A 17,111-nucleotide genomic window follows, 5' to 3' on the forward strand; every position below is an offset into this window, starting at 1 on the left:
GCGTCGATCATAGCATGGGGGCCGGCCGCGCCCCGTGGGCGTCAATGCGAACCATTTGCTTTTGAGCAATGACGCTAGGATGCCTGCTTTGCCGAAGGAGGTTATACCCATGACGCATCGCAACGATCCCTCGATCGAGGGTCGCCGCCGTTTCCTGAAGGCCGCAGCCGGTGGCGCCGCCGCCGTGGCCGTGCTCGGTACCACCAGCGTGGCGCTGGCTCAGGATCTGCCCCACCTGTCGCCGACGGACCCCACCGCGACGGCGCTCAAGTACACCGAGGCGGAGACGGGCGGTCCCGGCCGCAAGCCGGGCGACAAGTGTTCGAACTGCAATTTCTATCAGGGGAAGGCGGATGCCGCCTGGGGGCCGTGTCAGCTCTTCCCGGGCAAGGCCGTGGCGGCCAAGGGCTGGTGCGTGTCGCACGTGCTCGCCACCTGAGTTGCAAAATGCAACCCAAGCGCGCCAGGCCGAGGAGCTGACCCGCCTGACGCGCTGGGCGGCAATCCGGGGCCCACTGCCAAGTGATTTACCCGCGGACTCGGGATCATACTCCCCTCGACACGCGGCCGGCCAATGGCAGTTAAATGACAGGCCTTTTATCGTCGTTTCTATAAGAATTTCGTTAACTTAGCCTTGAAACCTCGAGAGCGGTCGAGGTTTCAAGGCATCGTCGCGCGTCGTGCTCAGCCCTGCTTTCGCATGCGGCTGTGGCGATAGCCGTACGCCATGTACATGGCGATGCCGAGCACGGTCCAGACGGCCATCAGGATCCAGTTGCGCACGCCCATCGAGGTGAGCAACGCGATGCAGCTGAGGATACCGAGCACGCACGTGACGGGCGCCCATGGCACGCGGAACGTGCGCGGAAGATCCGGTGCGGTGCGACGCAGGATCATCACGCCGCCGCATACGGCGCAGAACGCCACGAGCGTACCCATCGACGTGAGGTCGCCGAGCACGTTGAGCGGAAACACGGCGGCGAGCAGCGCGATACCCACGCCGGTGATCACCGTGTTGATGTGGGGCGTACGGTACTTCGGATGGATGGTGGTGAACACCTTCGGCATGAGGCCGTCGCGACCCATGATCATGAAGATGCGCGGCTGCGCGATGATCATGACGAGCACGACGGACGACAGACCGATGAGCGCGCCCACTTCGACGATGCCGCGCAGCCAGCCGAGTTCGGGATGCTGGCGGATCGCGGTCACGACCGGCTCGGACGTTCCGAGCTGATCGAAGGGCACCAGCCCGGTGAGCACGGCCGCCATCGCGATGTAGAGCACGGTGCAGATCGCCAGCGACGCGAGGGTGCCGATCGGCATGTCGCGCTGCGGGTTCTTCGACTCCTGCGCCGCCGTGGACGTGGCCTCGAACCCGATGTAAGCGAAGAAGACCATCGACGCGCCGCGCAGGATGCCCGACCAGCCGTACTTGTCGCCGCCCTGGTTGGCGGGGATGAACGGATGCCAGTTCGCGGTATCGATGTGGCTCGCGCCGACGACGATCACGAGGATGATCAACGCCGTCTTGAGCAGCACCATCGCCATGTTGATGCCGGTGGACTCCTTGATGCCGACGTAGCAGAGCCAGGTCAGCGCCAGCGTGATGCCCACCGCGGGCAGGTTGAACAGCGCGCCGGTCATCACGATGTGGCCGTCGACCCAGTCGACCGGGGCGTTGGTCAGCGCGGGAGGAATGTGGATGCCGACATGGTCGAGCAGGCTGACGAAGTAACCCGTCCAGCTCACCGCGACGGCCGATGCCGACACGCCGTATTCGAGGATCAGGTTCCAGCCGATGAACCACGCGGCGCCTTCGCCCAGCGTGGAGTACGCGTAGGAATAGGCGCTGCCGGACACGGGGATCATCGAGGCGAACTCGGCGTAGCAAAGCGCCGTGAACGTGCTGCAGATCGCCGCGAGGATGAACGAGATGATGATCGCGGGGCCGGCGTGTTCCGCCGCCGCGACGCCGGTGATCACGAAGATGCCGCCGCCGATGACCGCACCGATGCCCAGCGCCGTGAGGCCCCAAGGGCCAAGGGTGCGGCGCAGGGCGGGACCGTGCGCGTCGTCGGGTTCGGCCTGAGGCGCTTTCTTCGCGAGTAACTGCTGGAGCATGGACAGCCTGGAAGTCGGGTATTCGTGGAGAGGATAGCCCCAAAGCGAAGGGCCGGCGGGATGCGCCGGCCCTTCGTCTCGGGAGCCTCGATCAGCCGAGCGACTTGCGCAGCTTGCTGTGCGCGTAGCCGTAGCCGAAATAGATGGCCTGACCGATGACGATCCAGCCGACCATCAGGCGCCAGTGCTCTTCGAACGCCTGCCAGAACAGGTACACGCAGGCCAGCGCGCCAAGGATGCAGATCGGCCAGACGAACGGCACGCGGAAGCTGCGCTGCAGGTCGGGACGGGTGTAGCGCAGGATCAGCACGCCGACGCAGACCGTGGCGAACGCGAGCAGGGTGCCCATCGAGACCAGCTCGCCCAGCACGCTGACCGGGAACAGGCCGGCCATGGCGGCCGCGGCGACACCGACGATGATGGTGCCGACGTGCGGCGTGCGGTGCTTCGGATGGATCTTCGCCATCGTCTGCGGGAGCAGGCCATCCTTCGCCATCGAGAAGAAGATGCGCGGCAGGCCCATCAGCATCACGAGGATCACCGACGACAGACCCGTGATGGCGCCGAGCACGACGATCGCCTTCAGCCACGACAGCTGCGGGTAGAGGCCCAGCGCGGTCGCGACCGGTTCCGGCGTGTTGAGGATACGGAACGGCGCGATACCCGTGAGCACCAGGGCGACGGCGATGTAGAGCACCGTGCAGATGGCGAGCGAACCCAGGATGCCGATGGGCATGTCGCGCTGCGGGTTCTTCGCTTCGCCGGCGGCGGTCGACACGGCGTCGAAGCCCACGTACGAGAAGAACACGATGGTCGCCGCGCGGAAGATACCGCCCCAGCCGAACGTGCCCGGACCTTCGGCTTCCGGAATGAACGGATGCCAGTTGTCCGGATTGATTACCTGGATGGCGAACGCGAGGAACAGCAGGATCACGGTGACCTTGATCGCCACGATGATCGAGTTGACGAACGCCGACTGCGTGATGCCGACGTAGCACAGGCCCGACAGCGCCGCGATGATGACCACGGCCGGCAGGTTGATCAGCGTGCCGGTAGCCTGGATGTGGCCTTCGACGAACTGGAACGGTGCCGACGACAGGTAGGCGGGCAGGGTGACGTTCGTGCCGACGACCTGCCCGATGAGGCCGAGCAGTTCGTTGAAGTAACCGGACCAGCCCGCGGCGACCGTGGCCGCGGCGAAGAGGTACTCGAGCACGAGGTTCCAGCCCACGAACCAGGCCACGTACTCGCCGAGCGTCGCATAGGAATAGGAGTAGGCACTGCCGGAGACGGGCAGCATCGCCGCGAATTCGGCGTAGCAGAGACCGGCGAGGGCGCAGGCGAAGCCCGCGATGAGGAAGCTGATGACCAGTGCGGGGCCCGCATGGAGCGCGGCGGCCTGGCCGGTGATGACGAAGATACCCGCACCGATCACGGCGCCAACGCCGAGCATGATCAGGTGCTTCGCGGTAAGGACGCGCTTGAGTTCGCCTCCGTGGGCGCCAGTGTCGATGTGTTCACCAGCATCGACGTGCGGCGCGGCCTCGATGGGATGCGTCGCGAACAGGTGTTTCAACATGTGTCTCCCCTACTACTGCCGGAATGTTGCCTTTTATTGTTGGGACCGCCGCGTGAGCCACGGTGCGCACGCCGCTGCCCGGAAGCGCTGGCACGGCACCATAGCCCAGCGGGGCGCGGCCGTACAAGCTGCGTTGCGAGGCGTGCCAAGGCCTTGCATGCAACGGGTGTGGGTGTCGACCATGACTTGCGGCGGTTGTGCACGTGTCTTGCCGATGCTTCAGAAGACCATGTTGAGCGCGACCTGGGGCGCGACGTAGTCGGCGGTGTTTCGTCCGGCGACGGTGAACTGTACGCCTGCGATGAGCCCCATGGTCGGATTGAAGTGATATTCCACGGCCGGCGCGAAACTGAGATCCTGGCTCGGCGCGATGCGGCGCGATCCATTGCCGCGCCTGTCGGTGAGTTCGACGGCGCTCGCGCGGTTCCAGATGGCTTCGCCGACGAGCACCCACCGCGCGTCGAGCGCGTACTCGGCGGCGACCGAGGCGTTCCATGCCTGACCGAGCCGTGCGTGGCCACGAAAGCCGTGCTCCGTGCCGTAGACGCTGGTGTCGCGCACGCCGATGCGACCGGGTGACGGGCTCCAGGCGAGTTGCGACCGCCAGCGCACCGCGCGGCCATCGTCGAGCCCATACAGTTGCTGGGCGCCGAACGCGATCGTGGTGCGCATGGCGCCGTTGCCGGTACCGTTGAGCGGATTGGTGTCCAGTCCGTGGTAGGTGCCGGTGGGCAGCCGCTGCGCCAGCGCCACGGCGAGGACGAGGCCTTGCCCGTCCGCGTCCGGTGCGCGAAGGCGCTGCTGGACGCGGACCGCGGTGTCGCCCATGCGCATGCCGTCGGTGTGCATGCCCTCGCCGGAGGTACGCGACGCGTTCAGCGTGAGCTGCACCGACGCCGTGTCCGTGAGCGCGTAGGTCATGGGCACGGCGAGCTGCCACTGGCGCATGGTCGGATCGCGCTCCTTGCGGTCGCCCGCGTTGGTGTAGGCGCCACGCGTATTGGTATGGATGAGGTATGGCTCGATGTTCGTCATGCCGACCGGCATGCTGTTCACGGCCGGTGTGACGAGCGGGCCGGTGAAGTTCGCCTCGTGCGCGGCGATCGCCAGCGACGGGCAGGCGGCCACGGCGCCGATGAACAGGGCGGTGCACTTCAGGGGTGGGGACATGCGCGTTTCCTTGCTTGGCGCAGCGGGGGCTGCGAGGGGGCGAGGCGCGTCGTGCGCCCCGCAGCCATCCTAGGCAAGCGATGCCCGCGTCCGACATCGGACTGGTCCTAAAAAGCCGTGCGAGAATGCGCCGGTTCCTTGAAGGCGTTTTCCGATGGATGAAGCACGACAGCGGCTGGCCCACGATCTGGAGCGCTATGCGCAACGGTGGCCAGGGGAAGGTGACATCGCTCGATTCGGCGAATGGCTTCGCGACGCGGAGCGTCCGTTCCACCGCGAGACGCGCTCGGGTCACTTCACGGGGTCGGCATGGCTGGTCAGCGCCGACGGGGAGCGCGCGCTGCTGATGCTTCACCGCAAGCTCGGCCGGTGGCTGCAGCCCGGCGGCCACGCCGACGGCGATCCCGATCTCGCCGGCGTGGCGTTACGCGAGGCCGGCGAGGAGACCGGGCTTGCGAACCTTGCGGTCTTGCCGGGCATCTTCGACATCGATCGCCACGTCATCCCGACGCGCGGCGACGAGCCCGAGCACTGGCACTACGACGTGCGTCACGTCGTCGTGGCGCGCGGCAGCGAGGAGGTCGTGCGCAACGAGGAGTCGCTGGAACTCGCCTGGCGCCCCGTCGCGGACATCGCGTCCGATCCGGCGTCGGATGCCTCGCTGCGTCGCATGGCGACGAAGTGGCTTGAGCGCCGGAAGACGCGGTAGGCGCGGCTTTGCCTTAGTCGGAATAGTTCGCCGGCGCGGGGTGCACCGTGCCGCAGCGCTTGCATGTGCGCGCGTCGAGCGAGCGGTAGAACCGTTCGAACACCGGCGGGAAATCGCTCTCGATGCTGCCGAGCGGGAAATATTCCTCGAACAGCTTGTGGTTGCACGACTCGCAGAACCACATCAGGCCGTCCTTCTCGCCCGCGAGGCGGCGGCGCTCGATCACGAGGCCGATGGAATCGGGCATGCGTTGCGGCGAGTGCGGCACGCGCGGCGGCAGGTAGAAGATCTCGCCGGCCCGGATCGGGATATCGCGTGCGGTGCCATCGTCCTGCACCTTCAGCACCATCTCGCCTTCGAGCTGGTAGAAGAACTCCGGTCCTTCGTCGTAGTGGTAGTCGGTGCGCGCGTTCGGACCGCCGACGATCATGACGATGAAGTCGCCATCGACGATGCACTTGTTACCGACGGGGGGCTTGAGCAGCGCGCGGTTGTCGTCGATCCAGCGCTGGAGGTCGATGGGAGGCAGGAGGCTCATGGGCGGATCATACCCGGACTGCGCCTGACGGCGTTCCCGCCGCCGGAGCCGTCGTGGCGGCGAGCTTTCCGGTGGGAGCAGGACGGCTCGCGATGGGTCTGGTTGCGAGCACTCATCGCCAGCAGCCTTGCTCCTATCCTGTGCGAGGCTGAAGCCGAGCCTCACGCGGCGTTCGTCCCTGCTTCCGCGCGGCGCGGCGGTATCGTACAAAGGCCGTTCCCCTTTCTGGAAACATGCCCATGCCGTCGTGGTATCACGACCGAACCGAGGTGCCGTCGCCGCGTCCGCCGCCGTCCGGACGGCGCGAGGCTGCGGTGGTCATCGTCGGCGGCGGCTTCGCGGGCCTCAATACGGCGCTGGGTCTCGCCGCGCGCGGCGTGCGCGATGTGGTGCTGCTGGAAGCGAAGTCGATCGGTTTCGGCGCCTCGGGTCGCAACGGCGGCTTCGTCTTCGCGGGCTACTCGCTCGGCGAACGCGCCCTGCTCGAGCGTGCCGGACCGGAGCGCGCACGCGCGCTCTACGCCCGCACCGTCGACGCGGTGAACCTGATCCGGCAGCGGATCGCCGCCCTGGCCATCGACTGCGATGCCGTCGACGCGGGCGTGGTGTGGGCGAACTGGTTCCGCGACCAGGCGGTGCTTCGCTCGCGGCAGCGGCTGCTCGCGGAACACTACGGCGCCGACTGGCAGTGGATTCCCGAAGGCGCGATGCACGAATTCGTGCGCAGCGCGAGATACCACGATGGCCTATACGAACGAAACGCGCTGCATATCGATCCGCTGGCGTATGCGCGCGGTCTGGCATCGGCCGCGGAGCGGGCCGGGGTGGCGATCCACGAAGCGTCGCGGGTCCGCATGCTCGAACGGAACGGACCGCGCTGGGTGCTGCGGGTGGGCGACGCGGAGATCGAAACGCCGCAGGTCGTGCTCGCGTGCGGCGGTTACCTCGCCGGGCTGGATCGCACCATCGACCGCGCGGTGCTGCCCATAGCGACGTACGTGATGGTCACGGAGCCGCTCGGCGATCGTCTGCGCGAGTGTCTGCGAACGCGCGCCGCGGTCTACGATACGCGTTTCGCTTTCGACTACTATCGTCCGCTCGCGGACACGCGGCTGCTCTGGGGTGGGCGCATCTCCATCCGCGACCGGTCGCCGCGCGCGGTACAGCGCCTGCTGAAACGCGACCTTGCGCGCGTGTTTCCGTCGCTGAAGGAGGCGCGCGTCGAGCACGCGTGGTCGGGACTGATGAGCTATGCCCGTCACGAAATGCCCCAGGTCGGCACCCACGGCAACGGCCTCTGGTATGCGCAGGCGTTCGGAGGCCACGGCCTCGCGCCGACCTGCGCCGCGGGCGAGGCGCTGGCCGACGCCATCGCGGCGGGCGAATCGCGCATGGCCATGTATGACGGCTTCGGACTCGATCCGGTGCATCGCCCGTTCGGCTACCTGGCGGCGCAGGGCACTTACTGGAAACACGAACTCGGCGACTGGTTCAAGTCGCGGCTGGAAGGATGAGATGACAGAACACATCGGCTGGGCCGATTTCGAAAAAGTGATGCTGGTCGCCGGCACGATCGTGCGCGCGGAGGCATTCCCCGAAGCGAGACGGCCCGCCTACAAGGTATGGGTGGATTTCGGGCCCTACGGCGAAAAGAAGACCAGTGCGCAGATCGCCGCGATCTACAGCGCCGACGAGTTGATCGGCCGGCAGATCGTCGGAGTGATCAACTTCCCGGAGAAGCAGATCGGGCCGTTCCGGTCGCAGTTCCTGCTGACGGGGTTCCATACCGACGAGGGCGTGGTGATCACCACCACGGAGCGGCCGGTGCCGAACGGGGCGCGGTTGGCGTAATTGTCGGGTGGCTCCCACCGGATAGTCAGTGGTTTGGCGGCTTCCGTGCGCGGTCCAGCCACACGAGGATGCCTTGCGCGTTCAGCCGGATGTCGACCTTCAGCAGCTTCACGATCGCGTCCGGCGCCATCGTCACGCCGTGGCGGCGTGCACGCTCGACGTAGAATTCGGCGAACGCCGCAGCGATCCGGTCTTCGCGATCGGGCGTGTCGGCATGCTGCCGCGCGATGGCGACCATCGCGTCGATCTGCGCGTGCAGATCGTCGGCGAGGCGCTTCACGTCTGTCACGCGATCGAAATGCGTGAGGTACATCGCCTGGGGCTCGTACCGCATCATCCGTTCGATCGAGGCGTGCGCTTCGTCGGGGTCGAACTGCACGGGCGATGTCGTCGGCACGATGAAGGCGCCGGCGTCGGTGTCGAATTCGCGATAGGACAAGCCAAAGATGTCGCCGGTGAAGAACGCGTTCGCGCGCTCGTCGTGGATGGCGATGTGGTGTTTCGCGTGGCCGGGGGTGTCGAGGCAGAGCAGGGCGCGGCCGGCCAGGTCGACCACGAAGCCGTCGTCGGCTTCGATCACGCGATCCTTCGGCACGGGAACGATGTCGCCATAGTCGCTGCGCACCCGGTCTTCGCCGTAGACCGCCGACGCACCGGCGATCAGCGCCGACGGGTCGATCATGTGGCGCGCGCCGCGCGGATGGACCGCGAGCATGGCCTTGGGGAGGTGTCGCATCAGCTCGCCCGCGCCGCCGGCGTGGTCGAGGTGCACGTGGGTGAGGATGACCCAGTCGATTTCACGCGGTGCGAGGTCCGCGGCGGTGATGGCGTCGAGGAAGCGGGGCAGCGCATGGGACGTACCGCTGTCGATGAAGGCGCCGCGGCCGCGCTCGACGACGAGGTACGCCGCGTCGAAGCGGGGGCGGCCAAAACCGGTGTCGATGGTGTGGATGCCGTGCATGGGGCGAGCGTAAACCCATGCGGGACGCTAGAAAAGGCAGCGCCGTTGCCCGGTGGGGGCCAGTCTGCCGGCGATGGGTGCTCGCCCTACTCACCCATCGCCAGCAGGCTGGCTCCCACCCGCCATCAGAGCGCTTCGAACACGCCGGCCGCGCCCATGCCGGTACCGATGCACATCGTCACCATGCCGTACTTCTGCTTGCGGCGGCGCAGGCCATGGATCAGCGTGGCGGCACGGATCGCGCCCGTGGCGCCCAGCGGGTGGCCGAGGGCGATGGCGCCGCCCAGCGGATTGACCTTCGACGGGTCGAGGCCGAGATCGCGGATGACCGCGAGGGCCTGGGCCGCGAAGGCCTCGTTGAGCTCGATCCAGTCCAGCTGGTCCTGGGTGATGCCCGTCTGCCCGAGGGCCTTCGGGATCGCTTCCTTCGGACCGATGCCCATGATCTCCGGCGCGACGCCAGCGACCGAGAAGCCCACGAAACGCGCCAGCGGTGTCAGGCCGTAGTCCTTGATGGCTTTTTCGCTGGCGATGAGCAGGGCGCCCGCGCCATCGGACATCTGCGACGAGTTGCCGGCGGTGACCGAGCCACCGAACTGCCCGTTGCGGAACACCGGGCGCAGCTTGCCGAGCACCTCGAGCGACGTGTCCTGACGCGGACCCTCGTCGGTATCGATAATGCGGCGGTCTTCGCGCACGCTGCGGTTCTTCAGATCCGGGTAACGGTCGTCGAGCTGGAACGGCGTGATCTCGTCCCTGAACTCGCCGGCGGCGATCGCGGCGATGGCGCGCTGGTGCGATTGCAGCGCGAACGCGTCCTGGTCTTCGCGGCTGACCTTCCAGCGCTCGGCCACCTTCTCGGCGGTGATGCCCATGCCGAAGGCGATCGCGCGATTCTCGTCGTTCTCGAAGATCGCGGGGTTCATCGCGATCTTGTGGCCCATCATCGGCACCATGCTCATCGACTCGGTACCGCCGGCGATCATCAGATCGGCTTCGCCGAGGCGGATGCGGTCGGCGGCCATCGCGATCGCCTGCACGCCCGAGGAGCAGAATCGATTGATGGTGACGCCCGGGACCTGCTCGGGCAGCCCGGCCAGCAGCACGCCGATGCGTGCCACGTTCATGCCTTGCTCGGCTTCCGGCATCGCGCAGCCGATGACGGCGTCGGCGATGATCGAGGGATCGATGCCCGGCGCCTGTTCGATGACGGCGCGGATGACGTGGGCCAGCATGTCGTCGGGACGGGTGTTGCGGAACACGCCGCGCGGCGCCTTGCCCACCGGGGTACGGGTGGCGGCGACGATGTAGGCGTCTTGCACTTGCTTGCTCATGAATGGTTCCTCTGAGTGGGAAAGTCGGTGGCGTCGATGCGGCTCTGGGCGCGTCAGTTACGCAGCGGCTTTCCCGTCGTCATCGTGTGAGCGATGCGGGCCTGGGTCTTTTCGGTCTGCGCCAGTTCGACGAAATGGCGGCGCTCCAGGGCGAGCAGCCAGTTCTCGTCGACCAGCGAGCCACGCTCGATGGGGCCGCCCGACAGCGTGTCGGCGATGCGGCTGGCGATGTCGATGTCGTGCGCGGAGGCGAAGTAACCCTCGGCCATGTTCGCGAGCGACGAACGGAACGTGGCCGTCGACACATCGCCCGCGGCCGGAATGGCGCGCGCAGGCATCGGCGGACGGTAGCCCGACTCGGCCATCGCCCGGGCCTGCGCCTTCGCGACATGCAGCACTTCATAGGTGTTGAAGACCACGACGTCGTCCTTGCGCAGCAGGCCGAGCGATTTCGCCTCGAGGGCGCTGGCCGACACCTTCGCCATGGCGACGGTCTCGAACACCTTCTTCAGCGATTCGAACGGATCGGCCGGGTTTTCCTGTGCGGCACGGACCGCCAGTTCCTTCAGGCCGCCGCCCGCCGGAAGCAGGCCGACGCCGGCCTCGACGAGGCCGATGTAGCTTTCCAGCGCCGCGACGGTGCGCGCCGAATGCATCTGGAACTCGCAGCCGCCACCCAGCGCGAGACCGCGCACCGCGGCCACGACCGGCACCAGCGAATACTTGATGCGCATGCTGGTCGCCTGGAAATTCGCGACCATGGCCTCGAACTGCGCGAGCTTGCCGGCCTGCAGCAGGCCGAGCGCGCCCTTCAGGTCGGCACCGGCCGAGAACGGCTCGGACGGCTGCCACAGCACGACGCCACGGAACTGCTGCTCGGCAAGGCCGATCGCATGCTGGATGCCGTCGAGCACGTGATCGTTGACCGTGTGCATCTTCGTCTTGAACGAGATCACGCCGATGTCGTCGCCGGAGGTCCACAGGCGCACGCCGTCGTTCTCCCAGACGGTGGTGCCCTGGTCGAAGCGCTCGCCGAGAATCGGGTCCGGATACGCCTGACGCGCGTAGACCGGGTGCGTGGAACGCGGCTTGTCGGCATTGGCGCTGGCGGAATACGAGCCGGCCTTGCCGTGCACGCCGCTGCGGCCGTCGGTGACCCATGCCGGCAACGGCGCGTTGCTCATCGTCTTGCCCGCGGCGATGTCCTCGGCGATCCAGCCGGCGATCTGCTGCCAGCCGGCCGATTGCCAGATCTCGAAGGGGCCGAGCTTCCAGCCGTAACCCCAGCGGATCGCGAAGTCGACGTCGCGCGCGGTGTCGGCGATGTCGGCCAGGTGATAGGCGGTGTAGTGGAAGAGGTCGCGGAACACGGCCCAGAGGAACTGCGCCTGCGGATCGGACGATGCGCGGAGCTTCGCGAACTTCTCGGCGGGATCCTTGATGGCGAGGATGGCCGACACCTCGTCCGACGCCTTCGGCTCGGATGCGCGGTAATCCTGCTTCTGCAGGTCGAGGACGACGATGTCCTTACCGGCCTTGCGGTAGACGCCCGCGCCGGTCTTCTGGCCAAGCGCGCCCTTGTCGATCAGGGCCTTCAGCCACGCCGGCGACTGGAAGAACGCATGCCACGGGTCGTCCGGGAGGGTGTCGGCCATGGTCTTGACGACATGCGCGAGCGTGTCGAGGCCGACGACGTCCGCCGTGCGGAACGTGGCGCTCTTCGGGCGGCCGATGGCCGGACCGGTCAGGGCGTCGACGGTGTCGAAGCCGAGGCCCGACTTTTCGGTGTGGTACATCGTCGACAGCATCGAGAACACGCCGATGCGGTTGCCGATGAAGTTCGGCGTGTCCTTCGCGTAGACCACGCCCTTGCCGAGCGTCGTGGTCAGGAAGGCCTCGAGGCCTTCGAGCACGGTCGCGTCGGTGAGCTTCGTGGGCACGAGTTCGACGAGGTGCATGTAGCGCGGCGGATTGAAGAAGTGCACGCCGGTGAAGCGATGGCGCATTTCCTCCGGCAGCGCCTCGGCGAGGCCGTTGATGGACAGGCCCGACGTATTGCTGGCGAGCACGGCCGTCTTCGACACGTGTGGCGCGATCTTCGCGTAGAGGTCCAGCTTCCAGTCCATGCGCTCGGCGATCGCCTCGATGACGAGGTCGACGTCGGCGAGCTGGGCGAGATCGTCTTCATAGTTCGCGGGGACGATCGCGGCGGCCAGGCCCTTTTCGGCCAGCGGCGCCGGCGACAGCTTCGCGAGGTTGGCGATCGCCTTGATGGCGATGCCGCTCTTCGGGCCGTCCTTCGCGGGCAGATCGAACAGCACGGTTTCGACGTTGGCGTTCGTCAGGTGCGCGGCAATCTGCGCGCCCATGACGCCGGCGCCGAGAACCGCGGCCTTGCGAATGCGTAACGGTGTTGCGGTCATGGTGATCTCCGGATGGCTCAAGGATCGTTCCCCGGTCAGCGCGTGGCCGGGGAATTGGAAACGGAAGGGGCGCGCAGGCCGGCGGCGGCGAAGCGGATGAGGTGCTCGGCAGCGACCTCGCGGTGATCGCGCTCGGCGACCTCGTGCTTGCGCTGGATGATGCCGAAGTCGGCCATCGCATACGTCAGGGCGCCCGTGACGATGTCGAGGCGCCAATAAATGTCTTCCTTGGCCAGGCCGGGAAGCTGGCGGGCGAATTCCGTGGCGAACTGGCGGAGCACGTGGCCGTAGTTGTCGGACAGGAAGCGACGGAGGGTCTCGTTGTGCTCGGCGTACGCCCGCGCCAGCACGCGCACGAATGCCGCGCCGCCGCCGTCGGTGCGCGAGAGGTCGAGCGCGGGGCGGATATAGGCGTCGAGCACGTCTTCGAGTCGCGTCTCATCGAGGCCTGCGACTTTGCCCAGGGCGGCGAGACGACGGCTGTTGAGCTCGTCGAGGCGGCGGCGGAAGACCTCCTCGATCAGCTTGTCCTTCGAGCCGAAGTGGTAGTTGACGGCCGCGAGGTTGACGCGGGCGGCGGCCGTCACCTGGCGCAGCGAGGCCCCGGCGAACCCATGGGTGGCGAAGAGGGCTTCGGCGGCGCCGAGGATGCGTTCCTTGGTGCTGCGTTCACGGGACGCGTACGGTGCGCTCGTCATCGGGCCGAACTCCACAGGCGGGTAGTTTCAATCAAACGATTGTTTGAGAGTACGCCTGCCCGACAGCGCGGGTCAATCTGCAAGCGCACAACCCTGCAAACGGCTTGCGAATGAGCTAGAATCTGTCAAGATTTCGTGCGCTAAGTCAGTCATTCCGGACGGCTTTGGCCGCAAACTTACATTTGGCGTCCCTGAGGCGCCGTCCGCCGTTTTTGTCCTTTCTTGTCTTCACTTTCCCGGAGCACCCGTATGGCGCTGGAGCGCACCCTTTCGATCATCAAGCCGGACGCCGTCAAGAAGAACGTCGTCGGTGAAATCCTCGCCCGCTTCGAGAAGGCCGGCCTGAAGATCGTCGCTGCCAAGATGAAGCAGCTGACCCGCGCCGAAGCCGAAGGCTTCTACGCCGTCCACAAGGAGCGTCCGTTCTTCGGCGCGCTCGTCGAGTTCATGATCTCCGGCCCGGTGATGATCCAGGCGCTGGAAGGCGAGGGTGCCGTTCTGAAGAACCGCGACCTCATGGGTGCGACCAACCCGAAGGAAGCCGCCGCCGGTACCATCCGCGCCGACTTCGCCGAGTCGATCGACGCCAACGCCGTGCACGGTTCGGACTCCCTCGAGAACGCCGCGATCGAGATCAAGTACTTCTTCAACGACTCGGAAGTCGTTTCGCACTGAGACATGCCGTGAACACGCCTGCCGACAAGGTCAACCTGCTCGACTTCGACCGCAAGGGTCTGCGCGATTTCTTCGCTCAGATCGGCGAGAAGCCGTATCGCGCCGAGCAGGTCATGAAGTGGATCTACCACCGCCTCGAAAGCGATTTCGAGAACATGACCGACGTCGGCAAGGCGCTTCGCGAAAAGCTCAGCGCCACCTGCTACGTGGGTCCGCCGAAGACCGTGTTCGAAAAGGCCGCGGTCGACGGTACCCACAAGTGGCTGCTCGGCATGGATGGCGGCAACGCCATCGAGACCGTCTACATCCCGGAGCCGACCCGCGGCACGCTGTGCGTGTCCTCGCAGGTCGGCTGCGCCCTGAATTGCCAGTTCTGCTCCACGGCGACGCAGGGGTTCTCCCGCAACCTGTCCACGGCCGAGATCATCGGCCAGGTCTGGGTCGCGGCCAAACACCTTGGCAACGTGCCGCACCAGCAGCGCCGCATCACCAACGTGGTGATGATGGGCATGGGCGAGCCGTTGCTGAACTTCGACAACGTGGTGAAAGCCATGAGCCTGATGCGCGACGACCTGGGCTTCGGCCTGGCGAGCAAGCGCGTCACGCTGTCCACGGCCGGGCTCGTGCCGATGATCGACCGCCTCTCGGCGGAAAGCGACGTATCGCTCGCCGTGTCGCTCCATGCGGCCAACGACGAGCTGCGCACCGAGCTGGTGCCGCTGAACAAGCGCTACCCGCTCGCCGAGCTGATGGGCGCCTGCGAGCGCTACATCCAGCGCGCCCCGCGCACGTCGATCACGTTCGAATACACGCTGATGAAGGGCGTGAACGACCGTCCGGAGCACGCGAAGCAGCTGATCAAGTTCATGCGCCGCCTGCCCGGGGCCAACAAGGTCAACCTGATTCCGTTCAATCCGTTCGAAGGCGCCCGTTTCGAGCGGTCGAGCCAGGAGGACATCCGTGCGTTCCAGACGCTCCTGCTCAACGCCGGCGTCCTGACCATGCTCCGTCGCACGCGTGGCGACGATATCGACGCCGCCTGCGGCCAGCTGAAGGGCCAGGTGGTCGACCGCACCCGCCGGCAGGCGGAATTCCGCAAGAAACTCGGAGAGGGAGTGGTGAATGCGGCTTGAGCGTTGGGGGATGCTCGCGGTGCTCGCGTTGGCGTGCGCCGGTTGTATGGGGGATGGGTCGGGGCTGAAGCCATCGACCGCGGCGGACGATCGCGCCAAGGGCGCGGAGGTACATACCGAGCTGGGCCAGCGTTACATGCAGCGCGGCGACCTCAAGGGCGCCATGGAGAAACTGCAGAAGGCGCTCCAGTTCGACCCGAAATACGTTCCGGCGCAGACCGTGATCGCCGTGCTGTACGAGCGCATCAACGATCCCGCGAACGCCGAACTGCATTATCGCAAGGCCGTCGAGTACGATCCGAAGAAGGGCTCGGTGAACAACAACCTCGCTGTCTTCCTGTGCAAGCAGCACCGACCGGCGGAGGCCAGGGCCTTCTTCGACCGGGCGCTCGCGGATCCGTTCTACGAAACCCCCGACCTTGCCCTGACCAATGCCGGCACCTGCCAGCTGCAGTCGCAGGATTACGAGGCCGCCGAGGGTTATTTCAGAAAGGCGCTCGATCGTAATCCCAATAACGCGGACGCCCTGTATCAGATGGCGCACGTGTTGTACCTTAAGAACGATGCATTCCGGGCCCGTGCGTTCCTGCAGCGCTATGAAGCGGTGGGAGCCCCAAGTCCGGATTCGCTGAAGCTCGGTCACGATATCGAGCTCCGTCTGGGCAACGGGGAGGGTGCCCAGGACTATGCAAAACGCCTGCGTGAAAAGTTCCCGGATTCGGAACCCGCGCGCGCACTCGAAGTCGCCGCACGTCAATGACCTCAGTATCGAATTCTTCCGGTCGGGACGAACGCGAGCAGGATTTGTTCGCCGGGCTCGAGCCGAATGCAGACAGGGAGAACGCCATGGATCCCCAGGTGGAAGCCAGCAGTGAAGAGGGGCGGGTTCTGTTCGATCTCGGCGGTAGCACCGCCGGTTTCGGCGCGCGCCTTCGCGCGGCCCGCGAGGCCCGCGGATACACCATCGAGTCGTGTGGCCAGGCGTTGCGCCTGCCCACGCGCCTGCTTCGCCAGCTCGAAGCCGGCGAATACGGTGGCATCGATTACCAGGTCTACCTCGCCGGTTACCTGACCAAGTACGGCACGCACCTCGGTGTGGACGAGGCCGAGATCCAGGCCGAGCTCGCACGGCACACGCCGCGCCAGCCCGATCTGGTGGTGACCGGTGGCGTGTCGCACTCGCGCTACCTGTTCGAGCGTTACCTCACGGCCGCCACGTACGTGGTGCTGACCGCGGTGATCGTCGTGCCGATGGTGTGGCTCGGCGTGCGCGGCACGCTCGATCGCGACATGGCCCGTCTGTCGCCGCTCGACGCGTCCCCGGTGGCCCAGCAGGACGCCCCGGCGTCCGCGTCGACCAGCGCCACGGCGAACGTGGTCGCCAGCAATGCGGCGCCCGCGCCGGCCGCGGAGCCGCGTACCGACGAGCAGCAGCCGCTGCTCGCGTCGATGGCGATGTTCCCGCCGCTCGATCATTCGGCCAACAAGACGCCGCTCGCCACGGCGGCGGCCGCACCCGAGGCCAGCAGTGGCCAGGGCGGACACAGCCTGAGTCTCAACCTCCCGTCCGCGAGCTGGGTGGAGGTCACGGCGGCCGATGGATCGCGCCTGGAATACGGCATCCTGCCGGCCGGCACGCAGAAGTCGTACCGCAGCGACGGTCCGCTCGACGTCCGCATCGGCAACGCCGCCGCGGCGCAGGTGTCGGTCGACGGCCAGCCGGTCGAGCTGGACGGATTCCGCCGGGCCAACGTCGCCCGCTTCCGCGTCGACATCCGCGACGGCAAGGCGGCACCGGTCGCCTTCTGAGTCGTCCGCACGCCGCGCGCGCCTGCGCGCGGCGCCGCCGCACTCTTTTCGGGTATCCTTACCTATTGATCCGCACCGCCATCGGCCGATGGCCGGTGCGGGCTCGT

Annotated in this window: 16 protein-coding genes; 8 read left to right on the plus strand and 8 right to left on the minus strand. The window is 66.9% G+C overall.

The genetic code is table 11. From position 1 onward, the window contains the following. The first annotated feature begins 109 nt into the window (after positions 1-109). Positions 110-439: a high-potential iron-sulfur protein gene (locus tag BMX32_RS14390; protein WP_029213780.1), complete on the plus strand. Its 330-nt coding sequence runs from the start codon at positions 110-112 to the stop codon at positions 437-439. A gap of 245 nt (positions 440-684) precedes the next feature. On the opposite strand, the gene BMX32_RS14395 is transcribed toward BMX32_RS14390, so the two are convergent. The 3 genes from BMX32_RS14395 to BMX32_RS14405 form a co-directional block, all read right to left on the minus strand. Further along, a complete protein-coding gene (locus tag BMX32_RS14395; protein WP_029213781.1) occupies positions 685-2,124 on the minus strand; it encodes an amino acid permease in 1,440 nt (479 codons plus the stop codon). A gap of 91 nt (positions 2,125-2,215) precedes the next feature. Next, on the minus strand, positions 2,216-3,703 hold the full coding sequence (locus BMX32_RS14400) for an amino acid permease (RefSeq protein ID WP_029213782.1): 1,488 nt from the start codon (positions 3,701-3,703) through the stop codon (positions 2,216-2,218). Between the two features lie 219 nt (positions 3,704-3,922). Continuing rightward, positions 3,923-4,873: a transporter gene (locus BMX32_RS14405; protein ID WP_089979760.1), complete on the minus strand. Its 951-nt coding sequence runs from the start codon at positions 4,871-4,873 to the stop codon at positions 3,923-3,925. A gap of 154 nt (positions 4,874-5,027) precedes the next feature. Between BMX32_RS14405 and BMX32_RS14410 the strand changes: the two genes are divergently transcribed. After that, positions 5,028-5,582 carry an NUDIX hydrolase gene (locus tag BMX32_RS14410; protein WP_049808712.1) on the plus strand — a complete coding sequence of 185 codons (555 nt, stop codon included), beginning with the start codon at positions 5,028-5,030 and terminating at the stop codon, positions 5,580-5,582. A gap of 13 nt (positions 5,583-5,595) precedes the next feature. On the opposite strand, the gene BMX32_RS14415 is transcribed toward BMX32_RS14410, so the two are convergent. Then, on the minus strand, positions 5,596-6,120 hold the full coding sequence (locus BMX32_RS14415) for a 3-hydroxyanthranilate 3,4-dioxygenase (protein ID WP_029213785.1): 525 nt from the start codon (positions 6,118-6,120) through the stop codon (positions 5,596-5,598). Positions 6,121-6,359: 239 nt separating this feature from the next. Between BMX32_RS14415 and BMX32_RS14420 the strand changes: the two genes are divergently transcribed. Together BMX32_RS14420 and BMX32_RS14425 are read left to right on the plus strand one after the other, a co-directional pair. Then, the gene (locus BMX32_RS14420; protein WP_244511535.1) at positions 6,360-7,634 is read left to right on the plus strand and encodes an NAD(P)/FAD-dependent oxidoreductase; all 1,275 of its coding nucleotides are present in this window, start codon (positions 6,360-6,362) and stop codon (positions 7,632-7,634) included. 1 nt (position 7,635) lies between these two features. Next, on the plus strand, positions 7,636-7,971 hold the full coding sequence (locus tag BMX32_RS14425) for a tRNA-binding protein (protein WP_089979764.1): 336 nt from the start codon (positions 7,636-7,638) through the stop codon (positions 7,969-7,971). 25 nt (positions 7,972-7,996) lie between these two features. Here BMX32_RS14425 and BMX32_RS14430 read toward each other — a convergent pair whose 3' ends face one another. From BMX32_RS14430 to BMX32_RS14445, 4 genes are all read right to left on the minus strand, one after another. Next, positions 7,997-8,932, minus strand: coding sequence for an MBL fold metallo-hydrolase (locus BMX32_RS14430; protein ID WP_089979765.1), 936 nt, complete (start codon positions 8,930-8,932; stop codon positions 7,997-7,999). Positions 8,933-9,057: 125 nt separating this feature from the next. Beyond that, positions 9,058-10,266: an acetyl-CoA C-acyltransferase gene (locus BMX32_RS14435; protein ID WP_089979767.1), complete on the minus strand. Its 1,209-nt coding sequence runs from the start codon at positions 10,264-10,266 to the stop codon at positions 9,058-9,060. A 53-nt stretch (positions 10,267-10,319) separates the two neighbouring features. Beyond that, positions 10,320-12,689, minus strand: a complete 2,370-nt coding sequence (locus BMX32_RS14440) for a 3-hydroxyacyl-CoA dehydrogenase/enoyl-CoA hydratase family protein (RefSeq protein WP_170843671.1) — start codon at positions 12,687-12,689, stop codon at positions 10,320-10,322. Between the two features lie 35 nt (positions 12,690-12,724). After that, positions 12,725-13,387 carry a TetR/AcrR family transcriptional regulator gene (locus BMX32_RS14445; protein WP_089979768.1) on the minus strand — a complete coding sequence of 221 codons (663 nt, stop codon included), beginning with the start codon at positions 13,385-13,387 and terminating at the stop codon, positions 12,725-12,727. A gap of 249 nt (positions 13,388-13,636) precedes the next feature. On the opposite strand from BMX32_RS14445, the gene ndk reads away from it, so the two are divergent. The 4 genes from ndk (at position 13,637) to BMX32_RS14465 (ending at position 17,004) form a co-directional block, all read left to right on the plus strand. Next, the gene (gene ndk, locus BMX32_RS14450) at positions 13,637-14,062 is read left to right on the plus strand and encodes a nucleoside-diphosphate kinase (RefSeq protein WP_089979770.1); all 426 of its coding nucleotides are present in this window, start codon (positions 13,637-13,639) and stop codon (positions 14,060-14,062) included. Continuing rightward, complete coding sequence (gene rlmN / locus BMX32_RS14455) at positions 14,059-15,195, plus strand: dual-specificity RNA methyltransferase RlmN (protein WP_089979771.1); 1,137 nt, start codon at positions 14,059-14,061, stop codon at positions 15,193-15,195. The genes ndk and rlmN overlap by 4 nt, the downstream gene beginning before the upstream one ends. Continuing rightward, positions 15,185-15,955 (plus strand): type IV pilus biogenesis/stability protein PilW, encoded by a 771-nt coding sequence (pilW, locus tag BMX32_RS14460; RefSeq protein WP_089979773.1) that lies wholly within the window; start codon positions 15,185-15,187, stop codon positions 15,953-15,955. The genes rlmN and pilW overlap by 11 nt, the downstream gene beginning before the upstream one ends. A gap of 86 nt (positions 15,956-16,041) precedes the next feature. Continuing rightward, positions 16,042-17,004 (plus strand): helix-turn-helix domain-containing protein, encoded by a 963-nt coding sequence (locus tag BMX32_RS14465; protein WP_089979775.1) that lies wholly within the window; start codon positions 16,042-16,044, stop codon positions 17,002-17,004. Positions 17,005-17,111: the final 107 nt, after the last annotated feature.

The organism is Luteibacter sp. UNCMF331Sha3.1, assembly GCF_900109915.1.
Classification (GTDB): domain Bacteria; phylum Pseudomonadota; class Gammaproteobacteria; order Xanthomonadales; family Rhodanobacteraceae; genus Luteibacter.

Bases quoted from the DNA above. Each gene is read 5' to 3' on its own strand.
- BMX32_RS14445 (WP_089979768.1), bottom strand. From the start codon at position 13,387: ATGACGAGCGCACCGTACGCGTCCCGTGAACGCAGCACCAAGGAACGC.
- pilW (WP_089979773.1), top strand. From the start codon at position 15,185: ATGCGGCTTGAGCGTTGGGGGATGCTCGCGGTGCTCGCGTTGGCGTGC.
- BMX32_RS14405 (WP_089979760.1), bottom strand. From the start codon at position 4,873: ATGTCCCCACCCCTGAAGTGCACCGCCCTGTTCATCGGCGCCGTGGCC.
- BMX32_RS14410 (WP_049808712.1), top strand. From the start codon at position 5,028: ATGGATGAAGCACGACAGCGGCTGGCCCACGATCTGGAGCGCTATGCG.
- BMX32_RS14415 (WP_029213785.1), bottom strand. From the start codon at position 6,120: ATGAGCCTCCTGCCTCCCATCGACCTCCAGCGCTGGATCGACGACAAC.
- BMX32_RS14420 (WP_244511535.1), top strand. From the start codon at position 6,360: ATGCCGTCGTGGTATCACGACCGAACCGAGGTGCCGTCGCCGCGTCCG.
- BMX32_RS14390 (WP_029213780.1), top strand. From the start codon at position 110: ATGACGCATCGCAACGATCCCTCGATCGAGGGTCGCCGCCGTTTCCTG.
- BMX32_RS14440 (WP_170843671.1), bottom strand. From the start codon at position 12,689: ATGACCGCAACACCGTTACGCATTCGCAAGGCCGCGGTTCTCGGCGCC.
- BMX32_RS14465 (WP_089979775.1), top strand. From the start codon at position 16,042: ATGGATCCCCAGGTGGAAGCCAGCAGTGAAGAGGGGCGGGTTCTGTTC.
- BMX32_RS14430 (WP_089979765.1), bottom strand. From the start codon at position 8,932: ATGCACGGCATCCACACCATCGACACCGGTTTTGGCCGCCCCCGCTTC.
- BMX32_RS14425 (WP_089979764.1), top strand. From the start codon at position 7,636: ATGACAGAACACATCGGCTGGGCCGATTTCGAAAAAGTGATGCTGGTC.
- ndk (WP_089979770.1), top strand. From the start codon at position 13,637: ATGGCGCTGGAGCGCACCCTTTCGATCATCAAGCCGGACGCCGTCAAG.
- BMX32_RS14400 (WP_029213782.1), bottom strand. From the start codon at position 3,703: ATGTTGAAACACCTGTTCGCGACGCATCCCATCGAGGCCGCGCCGCAC.
- BMX32_RS14435 (WP_089979767.1), bottom strand. From the start codon at position 10,266: ATGAGCAAGCAAGTGCAAGACGCCTACATCGTCGCCGCCACCCGTACC.
- BMX32_RS14395 (WP_029213781.1), bottom strand. From the start codon at position 2,124: ATGCTCCAGCAGTTACTCGCGAAGAAAGCGCCTCAGGCCGAACCCGAC.